Source organism: Luteimonas yindakuii, assembly GCF_004803715.2.
Lineage (GTDB): Bacteria > Pseudomonadota > Gammaproteobacteria > Xanthomonadales > Xanthomonadaceae > Luteimonas > Luteimonas yindakuii.
Map to the genome: position 1 here is coordinate 1936088 of NZ_CP039383.2, position 19164 is coordinate 1955251.

Below are 19164 nucleotides of genomic sequence, written 5' to 3' on the forward strand. Positions count from 1 at the left end.
CAGCCTCACTTCAGTCCGTCGAGCAGCTCGTCCACCTTCGCGGTGTCGAGCTTCTCGTGGTAATGGCCGTTGATCACGACCACCGGGGCGCCGCAGCACGCGGCCACGCACTCTTCCTCACGCTTGAGGTAGACGCGGCCGTCGGCGGTCGACTCGCCCAGCTTGCAACCCAGCTTCTGCTCGGCGTGCGCGACAAGGTCCTCGGCGCCGTTGAGCCAGCAGCTGATGTTGGTGCAGAAGGCGACGTTGTTGCGGCCGACCTCCCGCGTCTCGAACATCGAGTAGAACGTCGCCACCTCGTACGCCCACACCGGCGGGATGCCCAGGTACTTGGCCACCGCGGCGATCAGCTCGTCGGTCAGGAAACCGCCGTTCTGCTGCTGGGTCGCGAACAGCCCCTGGATCACCGCCGAACGCTTGCGGTCGGGCGGGAACTTCGCCACCCAGTGGTCGATGTACGCACGCGTGTCGTCGCTCAACGCGACCATCGGGTCGACGTTGCGCGCGTTCTCGAAATTGCCTGTTGCTTTCATTTCCTCACGCGCCTCAACGGTCGATTTCGCCGAACACGACATCGTAGGTGCCGATCATCGCCACCACGTCGGAGAGCATGTGGCCCTTGACGATGGCGTCCATCGACGACAGGTGCGCGAAGCCCGGGGCGCGCAGGTGCACGCGGAACGGCTTGTTGGCACCGTCGGAAACCAGGTAGCAGCCGAACTCGCCCTTGGGCGCCTCGACGGCCTGGTAGGTCTCGCCGACCGGCACGCAATAGCCTTCCGAGAACAGCTTGAAGTGGTGGATCAGCGCTTCCATGTCGTCCTTCATCTCCGCACGGGAGGGAGGCGCGACCTTGTAGTTGTCGACCATCACCGGACCGGGATTCGCCCGCAGCCATGCCACGCACTGCTTGATGATGCGCGTCGACTGGCGCATCTCGGCCACGCGCACGAGGTAGCGGTCGTAGCAGTCGCCTTCCACGCCCACGGCGATGTCGAAGTCGACCTCGGCGTACTTGGCGTAGGGCCGGGTCTTGCGCAGATCCCACGCAACGCCGGAACCACGCAGCATCGGGCCGGTCATGCCCCAGGCCTTGGCCTGTTCGGGCGGGATCACGCCGATGCCGACGGTGCGCTGCTTCCAGATGCGGTTGTCGGTGAGCAGCGTTTCGTATTCGTCGATCCGGGTCGGGAAGTCGTCGGCGAACTGGTCGAGGAAGTCCAGCATCGAGCCTTCGCGCCAGGCGTTGAAGCGCTTGAGCTTGGCACCCTTGCGCCACGGCGAATCGCGGTACTGCGGCATGTGGTCCGGCAGGTCGCGATACACGCCGCCGGGGCGGTAGTAGGCGGCATGCATGCGCGCGCCAGACACCGCCTCGTAGACGTCCATCAGCTCTTCGCGCTCGCGGAACGCGTACAGCATCACCGCCATTGCGCCGAGGTCGAGGCCGTTGGAGCCGAGCCACATCAGGTGGTTCAGGATCCGCGTGATCTCGTCGAACATCGTGCGGATCCACTGCGCACGTTCCGGCGCCTCGATCCCCATCAGGGTCTCGATCGCAAGGACGTAGGCGTGCTCGTTGCACATCATCGACACGTAATCCAGACGATCCATGTACGGGACCGACTGGTTGAACGGCTTGGACTCGGCGAGCTTCTCGGTGCCGCGATGGAGTAGGCCCACGTGCGGGTCGGCACGGACGATGGTCTCGCCGTCCATCTCCAGGATGAGGCGCAGCACGCCATGCGCGGCCGGGTGCTGCGGGCCGAAGTTCATCGTGTAGTTGCGGATCTGCTGGCGCAGCGCGGCCGGGCCGCCCGTTGCCGCCTGTTCCGCCGAATAACCGGTACTCATTTCTGCGTCTCCGCTCCCCGCGCCCGCGATTCGCCGGCGGCGGTCAGGTAGCGTGCGTCGTCACGGATCACGCGCGGAACGCCCACGCGCGGCTCGACGGAAGTCACGGGCTCGTACACCACGCGCTTCTTCTCGGCGTCGTAGCGGACCTCGACATTGCCGATCAGCGGGAAATCCTTGCGGAACGGATGGCCCACGAAGCCGTAGTCGGTCATCAGGCGACGCAGGTCCGGATGGCCCGCGTAGACGATGCCGAAGAGGTCGAATGCCTCGCGCTCGAACCAGTTCACGCCTTCCCACACCGACACGACGGACGCCACCACCGGCATCGCATCGTCCTCGGGGTGCACGGTCACGCGCAGGCGGCGGTTGTGTTCGATCGACAGCAGCTGCGCGACCGATGCGAAGCGGTTCGCCGGCACCGGCAACGGGCCTTCGCTATCCGGCGAATCCAGCTGGCGGCTGGGCGCCTGGCCATAACCGAACCGGCCAGGACCACGCCCTTCGACGCCGCGGCTGAAGCCGGCGGACGACACCTCGGTGTCCCACTCGTCGCTGCCGTAGCCGAGGTAGTCGACACCGCACAGGTCGATCAGCGATTCGAATGCGAACTCGTCGCGCAGCGCAAGGCACCCGGCCAGGTAGTCGGCGGCGGCGAACACGATGCCGACCTCGCCACGCGGTTCGGCGACCGTCACCAGCGCATCCGGGAAGCGCGCACGCAGCTGCGCGGCAAAGGCCTCTGCGGATCCGCTCATTCGCGCAGCCCCGTCTTGTTCTCGCCGAAGTTGGTGCCGCGACGGATCTTGCGTTGCAGCTGCAGGATGCCGAACACCAGCGCCTCGGCCGTCGGCGGGCAGCCCGGGACGTAGATGTCCACCGGCACGATGCGGTCGCAGCCGCGCACGACGGAATACGAGTAGTGGTAGTAGCCGCCGCCATTGGCGCAGCTGCCCATCGAGATCACCCACTTCGGGTCGGGCATCTGGTCGTAGACCTTGCGCAGCGCCGGGGCCATCTTGTTGACCAGGGTACCGGCCACGATCATGACGTCGGACTGGCGCGGGCTCGGGCGGAACACCACGCCATAGCGGTCGAGGTCGATGCGCGCGGCACCCGCGTGCATCATTTCGACCGCGCAACAGGCGAGGCCGAACGTCATCGGCCACATCGAGCCGGTGCGTGCCCAGTTGAGCAGCACGTCCGAGCTCGTGGTCAGGAACCCGCGCTCGAGCAGCGGATTGTCGCCCTCGGGCCGCAGGATGTCCTCGACGCGCCCTTCCGGCAGCGGATTGCTGGCGAAGTCCGCGGCCTTCTGGATGGACTGGATCACTCCCATTCCAGGGCTCCCTTCTTCCACACGTAGATGAAGCCGAGCAACAGCATGCCGGCGAAGATGCCCATCTCGACCAGGCCCACGACGCCGAGGTCGCGGAACACGGTGGCCCAAGGCACGATGAAGATGATTTCCAGGTCGAAGATCAGGAACTGGATCGCGATGAGGTAGTAGCGCACGTCGAAGCGCATGCGCGCGTCCTCGAACGCGTTGAAGCCACTCTCGTAGGGCGACAGCTTCTCGGCCGTCGGACGCTTGGGTCCCAGGACGTTGCCGACCACCAGCAATGCAATGCCGATGCCGGTGGCAACGATCAGGAACAACAGGGTCGGCAAATATTCGGCCAGCACGTGATGTTCTCTCGGCTACTTGCCGCCCGTGGGCGGCCGTTGCTCGGCGCTTCGCGCCGCTCGCACATGGCGCCGGAGCGCCGCGTGCGTCGTGTTTACTCAGGGGGTGGCCGACATCCCGTCGCACCGGCCACACCCGGCCCGGGTGCGTTCTCGGCTGGCCCTTCCTGGGCGGTTCCGGCTGTTGCCGGACACCGTCCTCGAAACCAGCCAATTGTACCGTTTCGTGAACTGGTGAGTAAACCAATTCGGTCCCGCAGACCCATTCCACGCATGACATCCGTGCATGCGCCGTGTAACACCCTCGACTGCATGTCGCACCACCCCGGATACGCAAACACCCCGCGCGGGGCGGGGTGCTGGCGCTGGCGGCAGAACCGCCGTATTGGTGCCCAAGGGGGGACTCGAACCCCCACGACTCTCGTCGCTACCACCTCAAGGTAGTGCGTCTACCAATTCCGCCACCTGGGCATGGTGTCCGCGGTCGACAGCGCCGACCGCGGGGTGCGCATTGTACGCGCTTTACTGCTCCGTTTGCGGTGCCTGCGGAGGAATTTCCTCACCGGCCGCCGGCTGTGCCGGAGGCGCTGCGGGCACGGCTTCATTCGACTGCTGCACCGGCGCCTGCGGCACGCTGGCATCCGCTGCAGGCGCGGCCGGCGCCTGCGGAATCGCGGACATCACGCCCAGATCCTGCTGCTGCACGACCGGCTGTGCCTGGCGGGTTGCGTACCACGCCATGAACAGCGTCACGGCGAAGAACGAGATCGCCAGCCACTTCGTCGCCTTGGACAGGAAGTTGGACGAGCCACGCGCACCGAACACGGTGGCCGACGCGCCGCCACCGAAGCCGGAACCGGCCTGTGCGCCGGCGCCACGCTGCATCAGGATCAACGCGACCATGGAGATCGCGATGAGGACAAAAAGTACGTTCAGGACGAGCAGCAGCATCGTGGCTTGACCGGGTTCAACCCGCGGCGGCGGCCGCGGCGATGGCGAGGAAATCGGAGGCTACCAGCGAGGCGCCACCGATGAGGCCGCCATCGACGTCCGGCTGCGAGAACAGCTCGGCCGCGTTGGCGGGCTTCACGCTTCCACCGTAGAGGATGGGCAGCGAATCGGCGATCTTAACATCCCGCGCGGCCACCTCGCTACGGATGAAGGCGTGCACGGCCTGGGCCTGTTCCGGCGTCGCGGTGCGGCCGGTGCCGATCGCCCAGACCGGCTCGTAGGCGACGACGGCGTTGGCGAACGCCGCGGCGGTGACCAGGTCCAGCACGGGGCGCAGCTGCGAGGCGATGGTGTCCTCGGTCATGCCCGCCTCGCGCTGCTGCAACGACTCGCCCACGCACAGGATCGGCCGCAGGCCGGCGTTGACCGCGGCCAGGAACTTGCGCGCGACGTGTTCGCTGCTTTCGTTGTGGTACTGGCGCCGCTCCGAGTGGCCGACCAGGCCGAAACGCGCGCCCACGTCGACCAGCATCTTCGCCGAGACCTCGCCGGTATAGGCGCCTTCCTGGTTGCTGCTGACGTCCTGGGCGCCGAACGCGACGGGGCGACCCTCGAAATCCTCGACGAGGTCGCCGAGGTATGGCAGCGGCGGAAGGACCACGACCTCCACGCCGCCGGGCAGCGCATCGGCAATGCGTCCGACCAGATCGGTGGCGAAGGCGCGACTGCCGTGCAGCTTCCAGTTGCCGGCGACGATACGTGGACGCATGACCTACCTCGGGATATGGACAACCGCCCATTCTAGGCGGTGCGCGCCATGAAGGCATGGCACGGCACGGGTGGGAGCAGGACGCACGCGCCCTGCCCGACCGCGCAGGACTACTTCAGCTTGATCTCGCGCAGGCGTTCCTCGAGGAAGCCGTGCGCGGTGATGGGCTCGGGATACCGGCTCGGGTTGTCGTCGGTGATCGTCATCGGCAGCACGTCGATGAGGAAATCGGGATTCGGGTGCAGGAAGAACGGCACCGAATAGCGCGGCTTGCGCGCCTGTTCGCCAGGCGGGTTGACCACGCGGTGGATCGTCGACGGATACACGTGGTTGGTCAGGCGCTGCAGCATGTCGCCGATGTTGACCACGATGGTGTCGGCGTCCGAGGTGAACGGCACCCACTCGCCGTCGTGCGACTGCACCTCCAGCCCGGCCGCGCTGGCACCGACCAGCAGGGTGATGAAGTTGATGTCGCCATGCGCGCCGGCGCGCACGTTGGGGATGTCGTCGGCGGTGATCGGCGGGTAGTGGATCGGCCGCAGGATCGAGTTGCCGTTGTCGGTCTTGTCGGCGAAGAAATGCTCGGGCAGGCCGATGTGCAGCGCCAGCGCCGACAGCACCTGCGAACCCAGCGCATCGAGGCGCTGGTACAGGCGGTAGCCGTGCTCGCGGAATTCCGGCAATTCCTCCGGCCACAGGTTCGGCGGCATCACGTCGCGGTACTGCGAGTCATCGGGAATCTCTCGGCCGATGTGCCAGAACTCCTTGAGGTCGAAATGCTTCGAGCCCTTGGCGGTCTCCACGCCGAACGGGGTGTAGCCCCGCGCGCCACCGCTGCCGGGCACGTGGTACTTCTTCTTGGTGTCTTCAGGCAGCGCGAAGAAGGCCTTGAACGCCGCGTAGGCGGCGTCGATCTCGTCCTGCGCGATGCCGTGGCCGTTGATGCCGGCAAAGCCCCACTGCCGGTAGGCGGCACCGAGTTCGGCCACGAACGCATCGCGGTCGGCCGGGCTCTGCGGATCGGTGAAACGACGGATATCGAGGGTGGGGATGCGGGAAGTCATGGCGGTCTACCGGGTCAGGAAACGGCCGCCGCACGCACGGCGTCGGCCAGTGAATCGAGGGTGGTCTGCATCAACGTGGCGTCGTCGGCCTCGACGGTGACACGTACCACGGGTTCGGTACCGGACGGGCGCAGGAAGGCGCGCCCCCTGCCCTGCACGGCCGCCTGTGCCTGCGCCAATGCGGCGAGCACCGGAGGCGCTTCGGCGGGCGTGGCGCCGGCGACGGTGGCGACGTTGATGGTGCGTTGCGGATAGCGATGCAGCCCTTCGAGCGCCTGCTGCAGGGTGATGCCGCGGCGCTGCAGTACTTCCAGCACCTGCAGCGCGCTGACGATGCCGTCGCCGGTGCTGCTGCGGTCCAGGCACAGCAGGTGGCCGGAGGCCTCGCCGCCCAGTACGCCGGAATGCTGGACCAGCGCATGGTGCACGTGGCGGTCGCCGACCCTGGTGCGCAGGAACGGAATGCCGCGCTGCTGCAGCGCCTGTTCGAGCCCGTAGTTGGTCATCAGGGTGCCGACCACCGGCCCCTGCAGGCGCCCGCTGGCCTGCCAGTCCAGGGCAAGGATGTAGACCAGATCGTCGCCGTCGACGACGCGGCCATCGTCGGTGACGAACATCACCCGGTCGCCGTCGCCGTCGAACGCGATGCCCAGCGCGGCGCCACACGCCTGCACATGCGCGGCCAGCGCCTCGGGGTGGGTCGAGCCGACACCGGCATTGATGTTGACGCCGTTCGGCTCGATGCCGATCGCATCGACCTGCGCGCCCAGCTCGCGCAACACCAGCGGACCGATCTGGTAGGTCGCGCCATTGGCGCAGTCCATCGCGATGCGCAGGCCATCCAGGTCGAAACCACGCGGCAGCGAGTTCTTGCAGGCCTCGAGGTAGCGGCCCACCGCGTCGCGGGTGCGCACGGCCTTGCCGAGTTTCTCCGAGGCGACGGTACGGAACGGCTGCTCCAGTGCCGCCTCGATGGCGAGTTCGGTGGCGTCGTCGAGCTTCTCGCCGTCGGCGGAGAAGAACTTGATGCCGTTGTCGTGGTGCGGGTTGTGCGAGGCGGAAATGACGATGCCGCCGTCGGCGCGCAGCGAACGGGTGAGGTGCGCGACGGCCGGCGTCGGCATCGGCCCCATCAGCTGCACGTCGACGCCGGCGGCGACCAGGCCGGCTTCGAGCGCCGCCTCGAACATGTAGTTGGAGATGCGCGTGTCCTTGCCGATCACCACCAGCGGCTTGCGCCACGCCGGATCGCCCTCGTGCAGCACGTGGCCGTAGGCATTGCCCAGGCGCAGCACGAAATCGGCGGAGATCGGGCCGACGCCGACCCGGCCACGGATGCCGTCGGTGCCGAAGTACTTCCGGCTCATGCGGCGGTTTCCCCGGGCGGCGGCGCCTTCATCAGCAACGCCAGCAGCGCGGCGATGCGGTCGCGCAGCTCGCGACGGTCGCAGATCTGGTCGATGGCGCCGTGCTCGAGCAGGAACTCAGAGCGCTGGAAGCCTTCCGGCAGCTTCTCGCGCACGGTCTGCTCGATCACGCGCGGCCCGGCGAAACCGATCAGCGCCTCCGGTTCGGCCATGTTGATGTCGCCCAGCATCGCGAACGATGCCGACACGCCACCGGTGGTGGGATGGGTCATCACCGAGATATACGGCAGCCCGGCAGCCCGCAGGCGACCCAGCGCGGCCGAGGTCTTGGCCATCTGCATCAGCGAGAACAGGCTCTCCTGCATGCGCGCACCGCCACTGGCGGCGAAGCATACGAAGGGCGAACCGATCTCCAGCGCGCGCTCGGCGCCCAGCGCGAAGCGTTCGCCGACCACCGAACCCATCGAGCCGCCCATGAAGGCGAAATCGAACGCGGCGGCGACGATCGGCTGGCCCTTGAGGGTGCCTTGCAGGGCGATCAGCGCGTCGCGCTCGCCGGTGGCCTTCTGCACCGCCTTGATGCGGTCGGCGTACTTCTTCTGGTCGCGGAAGCGGAGCACGTCGGTCGGCCCGAGCTCGGCGCCGATCTCGCTGCCGGTGTCCGCGTCGAGGAAGCCGCGCAGGCGCGCACGCGCGCGGATCGGGCGGTGGAACGCGCACTTCGGGCACACCTCGAGGTTCTCCTCGAGCTCGGGGCGGTACAGCACCGCGCCGCAACGGTCGCATTTTTCCCACAGACCTTCCGGCACGTTGCGCTTGCGCGGCGCGCCCGGTTCGGTGCGGATGCTGGACGGCATCACTTTCTTGAGCCAGCTCAAATCGTCGTACTCCGGTGGCGGCCGGCGACAGGCGTCGCGCGGCCGGGACAAGGGCGCAAGTCTAGCAGGCCGGCGCCCCCTGCCCGGCCCCGGCGGACCTGCGCAAGTCGCTGATTCGCAAGGCTTACTCCGTACGCAGGCGGATGCATTCGATGCTCAGTCGGCCGCGCCGTCGAGCGCCGCGCGCAGCGGAGCGAAGAATGCCGCGCCGCGTGCGGCGGCATCGGCGGAATCCCGCGCATCGGCCATCACCGTGACCAGCGCACTGCCGATCACCACGCCGTCGGCGGCATCGGCCAGCGCCGCCACGCCGGCGGCATCGCGGATCCCGAAGCCCGCCACCACCGGCGCCGCGGTCCCGGCGCGGATGCCGCGCAGGCGCGCGGCCACGGCGCCGGTGTCGAGTCGATCCGACGCTCCGGTGACTCCGGCAAAGCTGACGTAGTAGAGATAGCCCTGCGCCTCGGCGAGCAGGCGCGACAGCCGCGCATCGCCGGTGGTCGGCGACACCAGCAGGATCAGCGCCACGCCGTGGGCGGCGAACGCCGTGCGGAATTCGCCGGCTTCTTCCGGCGGCAGGTCGACCAGCAACATGCCATCGACGCCCGCAGCGGCCGCATCCGCGGCGAAACGTTCCGGTCCGCGGATCTCCACCGGGTTGAGGTACCCCATCAGGACCACCGGGGTGTCGGCGTCGCGCGTGCGGAACTCGCGCACGCAGCGCAGCACGTGTGCCAGCCCGCCACCGCGCGCCAGCGCGCGTTCGGAGCTGCGCTGGATGGTCGGCCCGTCGGCCATCGGATCGGAGAACGGCACACCGAGTTCGATCACGTCGGCGCCGGCACCGACCAGGGCGTGCATCACCGGCACCGTGGCCTCCAGCGACGGGTCGCCGGCGGTGATGAACGGAATCAGGGCCTTGCGGCCTGCAGCGCGAAGTTCGGCGAACCGGGTATCGATACGGGACATCGGGAATTCCTGGGGTAGCGCCTGGATGCGGAGTCACGCAGGCAGGCGCGGAGTGAGGCCGGGAGCGATGCGCGGGCCGGCGGCAGTGGACGCCATGCGGGGGCGCGAGCCGCATCGTCCTGCCCGCGCCCTGCTCTGATCCTCGCCACCGCACGGGTTCGCGGCGGCGCGTTGGTTACACCTCCACGCCCTCGCGCGCGGCGATCGTATGCACGTCCTTGTCGCCGCGCCCGGAGAGGTTGGCCAGCACCAGCGCGTCCTTCGGCAGCTCGCGGGCGAGCTTGATCGCCTGCGCGATCGCATGGCTGGATTCGAGCGCGGCGAGGATGCCCTCGGTGCGTGCGAGCAGGTGGAACGCCGCCAGTGCCTCCTCATCGGTCACGCCGACGTATTCGGCACGGCCGGCGTCGGCCAGGAACGCGTGCTCCGGGCCGACGCCCGGGTAGTCGAGGCCGGCGGAGACCGAATGCGTCTCGCTGATCTGGCCGTCGTCGTCGCACAGCACATAGGTGCGGTTGCCGTGCAGGACGCCCGGTCGACCCGCCGCAATCGATGCGGCATGGCGTCCGCTGGCGATGCCGTCACCGGCAGCCTCGGCGCCGACAATGCGCACGTCGCGGTCGTTGAGGAACGCATGGAACAGGCCGATCGCGTTGCTGCCGCCGCCGACGCAGGCGGTGACCGCGTCCGGCAGGCGGCCGTAGTCCTCCAGCATCTGCGCGCGCGCCTCGCGGCCTGCCACGGCATTGAAGTCGCGGACCATGCGCGGGTACGGGTCCGGCCCGGCGACGGTGCCGATGATGTAGAACGTGCCGGCGACGTTGGTCACCCAGTCGCGCATGGCCTCGTTGAGCGCGTCCTTGAGCGTGGCCGAACCGCTGGTCACCGGCACTACCGTGGCGCCGAGCAGCTTCATCCGGTAGACGTTGATCTTCTGGCGCTCGATGTCCGTCGCGCCCATGTAGACCACGCACTCCAGGCCCAGGCGCGCGGCGACCGTGGCGCTGGCCACGCCGTGCTGGCCGGCGCCGGTCTCGGCGATGATCCGGGTCTTGCCCATGCGGCTGGCCAGCAGCGCCTGGCCGATGGTGTTGTTGATCTTGTGCGCACCGGTGTGGTTGAGGTCCTCGCGCTTGAGCAGGATGCGCGCGCCACCAACCTCGCGCGACAGCCGTTCGGCCTCGTAGATCGGGCTCGGCCGGCCGACGTAGTGCTTGAGGTCGCGATCGAACGCGGCCACGAACGCGGGGTCGACGCGCGCGGCGTCATAGGCCGCGGCGAGCTCCTCCAGCGGTCCCATCAGGGTTTCGGCAACGAAACGCCCGCCGTAGCGGCCGAAACGGCCCTGTGCATCGGGCCAGGCGTGGAAATCGATCACGTTCGGGGACTCATCCGGCTTCACAGCTCTTTCCCAGTTCGGCGCAGTCGGCCCGTCGCACTTCCTCGACGAACCGGCGCATGAGGTCTCCGTCCTTCAGCCCGGGCGAACGCTCGATGCCGCTGCTGACGTCCACGCCCCACGGCAGCAGCGCGAGGGCAGCGTCATGCACGTTGTCCGCGGTGAGCCCGCCGGAGACGAAGAACGGTGTTTCGATCCCGGGCTTGAGCCGCGACCAGTCGAAGGTCCTGCCCTGCCCGGGCGACTCGCCGGCACCATGGCTGTCGAACAGGAAGCCGGACGCGCCGGCATAGCGCACGCGCAGGGCGATGAAGTCGACCGCGCCCTGGCCACTGCCCGTGCCCATGGCGATGGCCTTGAGATACGGCAGGCCGAAGCTGCGGCAGAACGCATCTTCCTCGTTGCCGTGGAACTGCAGCAGCACCGGGCGCACGCGGCGCACGACGTCGCGGACTTCCTCGGAGCTGTTGTCGCGGAACACGGCCACCGGGCTCACCATCGGCGCGAGCGCCACGCGCATGGCGCGGGCCTCCTCGGCATCGACGCGGCGCGGGCTGTCGGCGGCGAAGATGAAGCCGACCGCATCCACGCCCAGTTCGCCGGCGAGGCGGACGTCGCCGGGGCGCGTCATTCCACAGAACTTGATGCGCGTGCGGAACAGGGTGCGCTTCACTCGGTGACCTCGTCAGGCAGGCCCCACTCGGGGGGATACAGGGGGCCGACGAAGACCAGCCCCGCCGAAGGTGCGGTCGGGCCGGCCAGCGTGCGGTCGCGTGCGGCGAGTACTTCGGCGACCCAGGGTTCGGGCCGCTCGCCGGCACCGACTTCCATCAGCGAGCCGACGATGTTGCGCACCATATGATGCAGGAAAGCATTGGCCTGCACGTCGATGACGATTTCCGCCCCTTCGCGGCGGACCTCGATCCGCTGCAGGTTGCGGCGCGCATGCGTGGCCTGGCAATGCACCGTGCGGAAGCTGGAGAAGTCGTTCTCGCCCAGCAGCGCCTGCGCGGCGCGGTGCATCGCTTCCGCATCCAGCGCGCGCCGCGACCATGCGAGGTACTGCCGACCCAGCGCCGGCCGCACCATCCGGTCCAGCAGCCGGTAACGGTAGCGCCGCGCGCGGGCGGAAAAGCGGGCGTGGAAGTCGTCGCGCACGGGGGTACACCAGCGCACGGCCACACCCTGCGGCAGGCGCCCGGTGGTGCCGAGCACCCAGGCGCGCGGGTCGCGCACGACGTCGGTGGTGAAATGCACGACCTGGCACAGGCCGTGGACGCCGGCATCGGTACGGCCCGCACAGACAGTTTCCACGGCTGCATCGGCCACGCTCGACAGCGCGGCCTCCAGCGCCGCCTGCAGCGTGGGCGGGCCGTCGGTGCCGGGCTGGCTCAGCCGCTGCCAGCCGAGGAAGGCGGTGCCGTCGTACTCGACACCAAGGGCGAAACGCATGGAAATCCCGATCGCTGGCGGACCGGCATCCTAGAACGCGGCGCTGCCCGCGTCATCCGCAGGCGGCGATCGGTTCAGGCCAGTTCGCTGAGCAGCTGGGCCGCTTCGCCACGGACCGCGGGCGTGCCGCAGTCGACGACTTCCAGCAGCAGGGTGCGCGCGGTCTCCACGTCACCGAGTTCGACGTAGGCACGCGCGAGCTCGATGCGCTCCTGGCCTTGCGCATCTTCGAGCGCGTCGGCGACCGCTTCGCCATCGCCCACCGGAACGGCCGGTGCCGCTGCCGGTGCCGCGGGAGCGGCGGGCGACGGCATGATGGCCGCCCTGCGGCTGGCAGTCATGGCCTCCGCGCGCGGGTCCATGGCCGTGGGCGCGGGTCGGTGGCCACCGCGGCTGCCGCAGCCCCGGTCGCGTGCCAGGTCGGCTTGCCTGGGACCGGCACCGGCGCGGGTGCCGCAGGCGCGGTCGGAACGTCGGCAGGCACAGGGGACACCGAAGGCGCACGGAATGCCGGCTGCCGCCCGCTGCGGCGGTTGAGCAGCCAGAACAGCAGTGCCCCCACCAGCAGCACGCCCATACCGCCGAGGATCCACGGCAGCGCACCGGTGCCCTCCGCCGCTGCCTGCTGGTTGCTGGTTTCCAGCCGCTGCTGCGCGGCGGCGAGCTCGCTGTCCTTGAGCGCGATCAGCTGCTGTTGCTGCTGCTGGAGGCGCTCGAGGTCCGCCAGCCGCGCCTTCAGTTCCTCGACCTCGGCATCGCGCGCGGCGACCGTTTCCTGTGCCTGTTGCAGTTCCTGTCGAAACATGTCGCCCTCGCCACCGGCGGAAATGCCCGACCGGGTTGCTGCCTGTTGGGTACCGCCCGCTCCGGGCGGCACGATCTCCAGCCGCGCATCCTGCGCCGCCGGCTGCGACGCCACCGCCGCCTCGCCATCCGCATTGCCATCGGCCGGCGTTGCCGCCGCGTCGGGCAGCGGCGCCGGCTGCGACAGCTCGCGCCAGCGCGCGACCTGCGCGCGGACCTCGGCGGTCGCCTCGCGCGTGCCGATGCTCAGCGCCTCGTCGCGGTCGGGGATGCGCAACACCGCGCCCTGGCGCAGGGTGTTGATGTTGCCGCCGATGAAGGCCTCGGGATTGCTCCGCAGCAACGCCAGCATCATCTGGTTGACGCTGACGCTGTCGTCCGGCGCGATCCGCTGCACGATCTGGCTCAGCGTATCGCCCGCCTGCACGGGACCGTATTCCCCGGGCGTGGAGCGTTGCGTGGTCGCGGCCACCGGCGCGGCGGTCGGCGACGCGGTAGGTGCCGCGACCGCTGCGGCGTCCGCAGCGGCGGGTGCGGATGCGTCCCCGGATTCGGGCGACACGGGCTGCCCCTCGGCGTCGGCCACCGGCTCGGCTGCGCGCACGATCCGCCCTTCGGTCGACGGCTGCGTCGGCAACGGGGCCTGGATCGGCGGCTGCGCCGGCGCGGCGATGGTGTCGGGTGCATCGAGCAGCGCGGAATACTCGCGCACCAGCCGGCCTTGTCCCCAGTCGACCTCGACGAGGAAGGTCAGCAGCGGCTCCCGCACAGGCTGCACGGTGGTGACACGGATGACCGGCCGCCCCTGCGCATCGAGCGCGACATTGAACTGCAGGTCGGACACCGCGCCCTGCGGCGCCTGCAGGCCGATCCGCGCAAAGGTCTCCGGGGATGCCAGCCGTGCGCGCAGCTGCTGCAGCTCGGACGGATCGCTGGAAACGACCGGAATTTCCGCCAGCAGCGGTTCGCCGGCCTGCGAGCGAACCTGGATCTGCCCCAGGCCCAGCGCGAACGCGGGCGCGCAGACGCACAGCGCCAGCAACAGCAGCAGGATGGACTGCCAGATCCTCGACATCACGACTCCCCTCGGGGCACAGACTCTATCCGCGTGCACCGACGCGGTGCAACGTCGGCCGCCAGGTCGCAGCGATGCGCGCGTGCAACAGAGGTCGTTCAACTGCCCTGCCCGGCCACCAGCAACTCGGCGATCTGCACCGCGTTGAGCGCCGCGCCCTTGCGGATGTTGTCCGACACCACCCACAGGTTGAGCCCGCGCGGATGCGAGATGTCCTCGCGGATGCGGCCGACGTACACCGCGTCGTTGCCCGAGGCATGGGTGACCGGCGTCGGATAGCCGCCGGGCGACCGGTCGTCGACGACGACCACGCCGGGGGCGGCTTCGAGCAGTTCGCGCGCGCGCGCTGCGCTGAGCTTGTCGCGCGTTTCGATCGCCACCGCCTCGGAATGGCCGTAGAACACCGGCACCCGCACCGCCGTGGCGTTCACCTGGATGCCGTCGTCGCCGAGGATCCTGCGGGTCTCCCAGACCAGCTTCATTTCCTCGCGGGTATAGCCGTTGTCCTGGAACTCGTCGATGTGCGGGATCAGGTTGAATGCGATCTGCACCGGGAAGCGTTCCGGCTCCGGCGTCTGGAAGCTCAGCAGCGCGGCGGTCTGGCGACCCAGCTCCTCCGTCGCGGCGCGCCCCGCGCCCGACACCGACTGGTAGGTGGCGACGTTGATGCGCTCGATATGCGCCTCCCGATGCAGCGGGGCGAGCGCCACCAGCATCTGCATGGTCGAGCAGTTGGGGTTGGCGATGATGCCGCGCGGGCGCTGGCCGATCGCTTCCGGATTGACCTCGGCCACCACCAGCGGCACGTCGTCGTCGTTGCGGAACGCCGACGAGTTGTCGATCACCACCGCACCGGCCGCCGCGAACTTCGGCGCGTACTCGCGCGACACCTCGCCGCCGGCGGAGAACAGCGCGATGTCGATGCCATCGGGATCGAAGCCGGCCAGCTCCTGCACCAGCACCTCGTCATCGCCGAAATCGACATGACCACCGGCGGAGCGCCCGGACGCGAGTGCCACCAGCCGGCCGACCGGGAACTTCCGCGCCGCGAGGATGGACAGCATGGCTTCGCCGACGGCACCGGTGGCGCCGACGACCGCGACATTGAAGCGGCGGGGTTGCTCTGACATGGGGAGTTCTCGAGGAAGAAAATGGTGATACGTACTGTTCAGACGGCGTGCAACGCCCGCACCGCCGGTAAGCGCAGTGGACGCGACTCAGCCGCCGCCCGGCACGCGTGGCGACACCGCACCCACATCGCCACACTGCGCGCGGTGGCGCAGCGCCTGGTCGATCAGCACCAGTGCCAGCATCGCCTCGCAGATCGGCGTGGCCCGGATGCCGACGCAGGGATCGTGGCGGCCGGTGGTGATGACATCGACCACGTTGCCGTCGACGTCCAGCCCCTGCACCGGCAGGCGCAGGCTCGAGGTCGGCTTGAAGGCGGTGCGCACCACGATCTGCTGGCCGGTGGAAATGCCGCCAAGCACGCCGCCGGCATGGTTGCTGCGGAAGCCCTGCGGCGTCATCACGTCGCGGTGTTCGCTGCCCTTCTGCGCCACGGCGGCGAAACCGGCGCCGATCTCGACGCCCTTGACCGCGTTGATCGACATCATCGCCGCGGCGAGTTCGGCGTCGAGCTTGCCGTAGACGGGCTCGCCCCAGCCGGGCGGGACGCCATCGGCCACCACCGTGACCTCGGCGCCGACCGAATCGCCGGACTTGCGCAGCGCGTCCATATAGGCCTCCAGCGCGGGCACGTCGCCGGCGGCGGGCCAGAAGAACGGATTGGCCTCCACCGCTGCCCAATCGTGGCCGGTGGGTGCGTGTTCGCCGAGGCGCGACAGGCAACCGCGGACTTCGACGCCATGGCGCTCGCGCAACCATTTCCGCGCGATCACCGCGGCGGCCACCCGCATCGTGGTCTCGCGTGCCGACGCCCGCCCGCCGCCGCGCGGATCGCGGATGCCGTACTTCTGCCAGTAGCTGTAGTCGGCGTGGCCCGGCCGGAACTGTCGGGTGATCGCCGCGTAGTCCTTGCTGCGCGCGTCGGTATTGCGCACCAGCAGCGCGATCGGCGTCCCGGTGGTGACGTCGTCGTAGACACCGCTGAGGATCTCCACCGCGTCGGCCTCGCGCCGCGCGGAGGTGTGCCGGCTGCGGCCGGTGGCGCGCCGGGCGAGGTCGCGGGCGAAGTCGTCCTCGGCGATGGCGATGCCGGGCGGGCAACCGTCGATCACGCAACCGATGGCGGGCCCATGCGACTCGCCGAAGGTGGTGACGCGGAACAGCTGGCCGGTGGTGTTGGACACAGGCTCAGAACAGCGCGCCGGGCGCCGCCGCAGCTGCCATGCCCGCCGCCTGACGCTCGGCAGCCAGTGCCGCGATGCGCGTGTTGTGGGTCACCAGGTCGCGCCGCTCGACCACGAACACGCCCATCTGCCCGACCTTGAACTCGACCCACGCCAGCGGCAGCTCCGGCAGCAGCGCGTTGACCGCGCGCTCCGAGTCACCGACCTCGCAGATCAGCAGGCCGTGGTCGGTGAGGTGCAGCGGCGCGTCGCGCAGGATCTTCAGCACCAGGTCGAGGCCGTCATCGCCCGCGCGCAGGCCGAGCTCCGGCTCGTAGCCGTATTCGCGCGGCAACGCATCGGTCTCGTCATTGGTGACATAGGGCGGATTGGTGACGATGAGGTCGTAATGCTCGCCCTGCAGGCCGGAGAACAGGTCCGAATGCACCAGGCGCAGGTTGTCGGCAAGCAGGCGCGCCTTGTTCTCTTCGGCCAGCGACAGCGCCTCGGTGCTGATGTCGGCGGCATCCACCTGCCAGTCCGGGTTGTAGTGGGCCATCGCGATGCCGATGCAGCCGGAGCCGGTGCACAGGTCCAGCGCGCGGCGCACCTCGCGCCCGCCGAGCCAGGGCTCGAAACCCGACAGGATCAGCTCGGCGATCGGCGAACGCGGCACCAGCGCCCGGCGGTCGCTCCTGAAGCTCAATCCGGCAAACCACGCCTCACCGGTCAGGTAGGCCGCCGGTACCCGTTCCTCGATGCGGCGCAGGAACAGCCCGAGCACGTCTTCCTTTTCCGCGAGGGTGACCCGCGCCTGGCCGTACACCGGTGACAGGTCATGCGGCAGGTGCAGGGCATGCAGGGTCAGCTGGGTGGCTTCGTCGAGCGCGTTGTCGTAGCTGTGGCCAAACGTGAGCCCGGCCGCGTTGAAACGGCTGGCGCCGTAGCGGATCAGGTCGATGATCGTGTGCAGTTCGTCGGTCATGCGGGACGCCGCCCGGGTGCGGGCGGCCAGGGGAAGCCGGGTGACCGGAAAGTATATGGGGCGGCGGGTATCATGGCGCAAAACCGCCAGTGGACATCGCCTTGTTCAGTCGCACCACCATCGTCATCCTCGTGTTCGCGCTTGCCGCCGGCCTCGGCCTGCTGGTCGCGCAGAAGTTCTTCAACGATCCGTCGGCGCGCGCGCCGCAGACGCAGGCGGTGACGCTGTTCCCGCAGCCACGCGCGCTGCCACCGTTCTCGCTGCAGCAGTCCGATGGCACGCAGCTGGTACCGGGCGAACTGCAGGGCCACTGGACCGTGGTGTTCATCGGCTTCACGTTCTGCCCGGACGTGTGCCCGACCACGCTGGCGGAACTCGCCCAGGCCCAGCGGCAGTGGGAGGACCTGCCCGAGGCGGTGCGTCCGCGCGTGTTGTTCGTTTCGGTCGATCCGGAACGCGACACCCCGGAACGCGCCGGCGAATACGCATCCGCGTTCCATCGCGACATCCTCGCCGCGACCGCCGACGTGCCCGCGCTCGAAGCCTTCACCCGCTCGCTGTCGCTGGTGTTCATGAAGGTGGCGCCGCCGGAAGGCGCGGCCGCCAACCAGTACACGATCGATCATTCCGCCTCGCTGGCGGTGCTCGACCCGCAGGCACGCATGGCCGGCGTGATCTCGCCGCCGTTCGATCCGGCGGCGATCGCCGCCGACCTGCGCCTGCTTACCGAAGCGCGCTGACGCCGATGGCTTTCGACCCGATCACCCCGCTTACCCACGTCCTGCCCCATCGCCTGCTGTCCGGACTCGCCCGGCGGCTGGCCTATTCCGAGAATCCCCGCGTCAAGCAGTGGTTGATCGACACCGTGGTCCGCCGCTTCGGCGTGGACCTGGGCGAAGCCGCGGAGTCGGATCCGAACGCGTACGCGAGTTTCAATGCGTTCTTTACCCGTACGTTGCGCGACGGCGTGCACGTGGCGGACCCGGATCCACGCGCACTGCTGATGCCCGCCGATGGCCGGGTGAGCCAGTGCGGCGCGGTCGGCCACCCGGACGAGCGTGGGCGCATCTTCCAGGCCAAGGGCCGTTCGTTCACCGCCGGCGAGCTGCTGGGCAGCGACGCCGACGCCGAAGTCTTCGATGGCGGCGTGTTCGCCACCGTCTATCTCTCGCCGCGCGATTACCACCGGGTGCACATGCCATGGACCGGGGAGCTGCGCGAAACCGTGCACGTGCCCGGCCGACTGTTCAGCGTCGGCCCCTCCGCCGTCGCCGCGGTGCCGCGCCTGTTCGCCCGCAACGAACGCCTGGTCTGCCATTTCGACACCGACTTCGGGCCGATGGCGATGGTCATGGTGGGCGCGCTGCTGGTGTCCGGGGTGGAAACCGTCTGGAGTGGCGTCGAGATCCCGAAGTACGGGCGACGGATCACCCGCAAGGACTACCGTGGCCGCGGCATCGTCATCGAGCGCTTCGCGGAAATGGCGCGCTTCAACTACGGCTCCACCGTGATCGTGTTGCTGCCGCCGGGCGTGGCCGAGCTGTCATCGACGCTCGGGCCGGAAGTGGCGGTGCGCCTCGGCCAGCGGCTGGCGACGCGCACCGCGTAACCACGCGCGGC

The 19164-nt window shown here is 69.3% G+C and carries 21 protein-coding genes and 1 tRNA gene; 2 read left to right on the forward strand and 20 right to left on the reverse strand.

Translation table 11 applies throughout. From position 1 onward, the window contains the following. Positions 1 to 5 precede the first annotated feature (5 nt). The 20 genes from nuoE to prmB all read right to left on the reverse strand — a co-directional run bounded on the left by nuoE (position 6) and on the right by prmB (position 17544). Complete coding sequence (nuoE, locus tag E5843_RS08810) at positions 6 to 533, reverse strand: NADH-quinone oxidoreductase subunit NuoE (protein ID WP_136412440.1); 528 nt, start codon at positions 531 to 533, stop codon at positions 6 to 8. Positions 534 to 546: 13 nt separating this feature from the next. After that, a complete protein-coding gene (locus E5843_RS08815) occupies positions 547 to 1854 on the reverse strand; it encodes an NADH-quinone oxidoreductase subunit D (protein ID WP_141065925.1) in 1308 nt (435 codons plus the stop codon). After that, positions 1851 to 2612 carry an NADH-quinone oxidoreductase subunit C gene (locus tag E5843_RS08820; protein ID WP_136412442.1) on the reverse strand — a complete coding sequence of 254 codons (762 nt, stop codon included), beginning with the start codon at positions 2610 to 2612 and terminating at the stop codon, positions 1851 to 1853. Before E5843_RS08820 ends, E5843_RS08815 begins: the two co-directional genes overlap by 4 nt. Then, the gene (locus E5843_RS08825; RefSeq protein ID WP_100322415.1) at positions 2609 to 3193 is read right to left on the reverse strand and encodes a NuoB/complex I 20 kDa subunit family protein; all 585 of its coding nucleotides are present in this window, start codon (positions 3191 to 3193) and stop codon (positions 2609 to 2611) included. The genes E5843_RS08820 and E5843_RS08825 overlap by 4 nt, the downstream gene beginning before the upstream one ends. Then, a complete protein-coding gene (locus E5843_RS08830; protein WP_134673628.1) occupies positions 3184 to 3540 on the reverse strand; it encodes an NADH-quinone oxidoreductase subunit A in 357 nt (118 codons plus the stop codon). Before E5843_RS08830 ends, E5843_RS08825 begins: the two co-directional genes overlap by 10 nt. A gap of 386 nt (positions 3541 to 3926) precedes the next feature. Continuing rightward, positions 3927 to 4011 (reverse strand) — tRNA-Leu (locus E5843_RS08835). Positions 4012 to 4062: 51 nt separating this feature from the next. Then, a complete protein-coding gene (gene secG / locus E5843_RS08840; RefSeq protein WP_134673629.1) occupies positions 4063 to 4491 on the reverse strand; it encodes a preprotein translocase subunit SecG in 429 nt (142 codons plus the stop codon). Positions 4492 to 4507: 16 nt separating this feature from the next. Then, complete coding sequence (tpiA, locus tag E5843_RS08845; RefSeq protein WP_134673630.1) at positions 4508 to 5260, reverse strand: triose-phosphate isomerase; 753 nt, start codon at positions 5258 to 5260, stop codon at positions 4508 to 4510. A gap of 110 nt (positions 5261 to 5370) precedes the next feature. After that, on the reverse strand, positions 5371 to 6324 hold the full coding sequence (locus tag E5843_RS08850) for an isopenicillin N synthase family dioxygenase (protein ID WP_141065926.1): 954 nt from the start codon (positions 6322 to 6324) through the stop codon (positions 5371 to 5373). A 14-nt stretch (positions 6325 to 6338) separates the two neighbouring features. Further along, complete coding sequence (gene glmM, locus E5843_RS08855; RefSeq protein WP_136412443.1) at positions 6339 to 7691, reverse strand: phosphoglucosamine mutase; 1353 nt, start codon at positions 7689 to 7691, stop codon at positions 6339 to 6341. Next, positions 7688 to 8569, reverse strand: a complete 882-nt coding sequence (accD, locus tag E5843_RS08860) for an acetyl-CoA carboxylase, carboxyltransferase subunit beta (protein WP_136413075.1) — start codon at positions 8567 to 8569, stop codon at positions 7688 to 7690. The genes glmM and accD overlap by 4 nt, the downstream gene beginning before the upstream one ends. A 156-nt stretch (positions 8570 to 8725) precedes the next feature. Continuing rightward, complete coding sequence (trpA, locus tag E5843_RS08865; protein WP_136412444.1) at positions 8726 to 9538, reverse strand: tryptophan synthase subunit alpha; 813 nt, start codon at positions 9536 to 9538, stop codon at positions 8726 to 8728. 175 nt (positions 9539 to 9713) lie between these two features. After that, a complete protein-coding gene (trpB, locus tag E5843_RS08870; protein ID WP_136412445.1) occupies positions 9714 to 10916 on the reverse strand; it encodes a tryptophan synthase subunit beta in 1203 nt (400 codons plus the stop codon). 10 nt (positions 10917 to 10926) lie between these two features. Next, positions 10927 to 11610, reverse strand: a complete 684-nt coding sequence (locus E5843_RS08875) for a phosphoribosylanthranilate isomerase (protein WP_134673635.1) — start codon at positions 11608 to 11610, stop codon at positions 10927 to 10929. Beyond that, positions 11607 to 12389: a tRNA pseudouridine(38-40) synthase TruA gene (gene truA, locus E5843_RS08880; protein WP_134673636.1), complete on the reverse strand. Its 783-nt coding sequence runs from the start codon at positions 12387 to 12389 to the stop codon at positions 11607 to 11609. The genes E5843_RS08875 and truA overlap by 4 nt, the downstream gene beginning before the upstream one ends. 74 nt (positions 12390 to 12463) lie before the next feature. Continuing rightward, entirely contained in the window at positions 12464 to 12730 is a 267-nt protein-coding gene (locus E5843_RS14390; protein ID WP_244240756.1) for a FimV/HubP family polar landmark protein, read from the reverse strand. After that, on the reverse strand, positions 12727 to 14268 hold the full coding sequence (locus E5843_RS08890) for a type IV pilus assembly protein FimV (RefSeq protein ID WP_136412447.1): 1542 nt from the start codon (positions 14266 to 14268) through the stop codon (positions 12727 to 12729). The genes E5843_RS14390 and E5843_RS08890 overlap by 4 nt, the downstream gene beginning before the upstream one ends. A gap of 98 nt (positions 14269 to 14366) precedes the next feature. Then, a complete protein-coding gene (locus E5843_RS08895; protein ID WP_136412448.1) occupies positions 14367 to 15398 on the reverse strand; it encodes an aspartate-semialdehyde dehydrogenase in 1032 nt (343 codons plus the stop codon). Positions 15399 to 15485: 87 nt separating this feature from the next. Continuing rightward, the gene (gene aroC, locus E5843_RS08900) at positions 15486 to 16580 is read right to left on the reverse strand and encodes a chorismate synthase (protein ID WP_136412449.1); all 1095 of its coding nucleotides are present in this window, start codon (positions 16578 to 16580) and stop codon (positions 15486 to 15488) included. A 4-nt stretch (positions 16581 to 16584) separates the two neighbouring features. After that, complete coding sequence (gene prmB / locus E5843_RS08905; protein ID WP_141065927.1) at positions 16585 to 17544, reverse strand: 50S ribosomal protein L3 N(5)-glutamine methyltransferase; 960 nt, start codon at positions 17542 to 17544, stop codon at positions 16585 to 16587. 101 nt (positions 17545 to 17645) lie between these two features. On the opposite strand from prmB, the gene E5843_RS08910 reads away from it, so the two are divergent. Beyond that, complete coding sequence (locus E5843_RS08910) at positions 17646 to 18284, forward strand: SCO family protein (RefSeq protein ID WP_141065928.1); 639 nt, start codon at positions 17646 to 17648, stop codon at positions 18282 to 18284. Positions 18285 to 18289: 5 nt separating this feature from the next. After that, on the forward strand, positions 18290 to 19153 hold the full coding sequence (asd, locus tag E5843_RS08915) for an archaetidylserine decarboxylase (protein ID WP_136412450.1): 864 nt from the start codon (positions 18290 to 18292) through the stop codon (positions 19151 to 19153). Positions 19154 to 19164 lie beyond the last annotated feature (11 nt).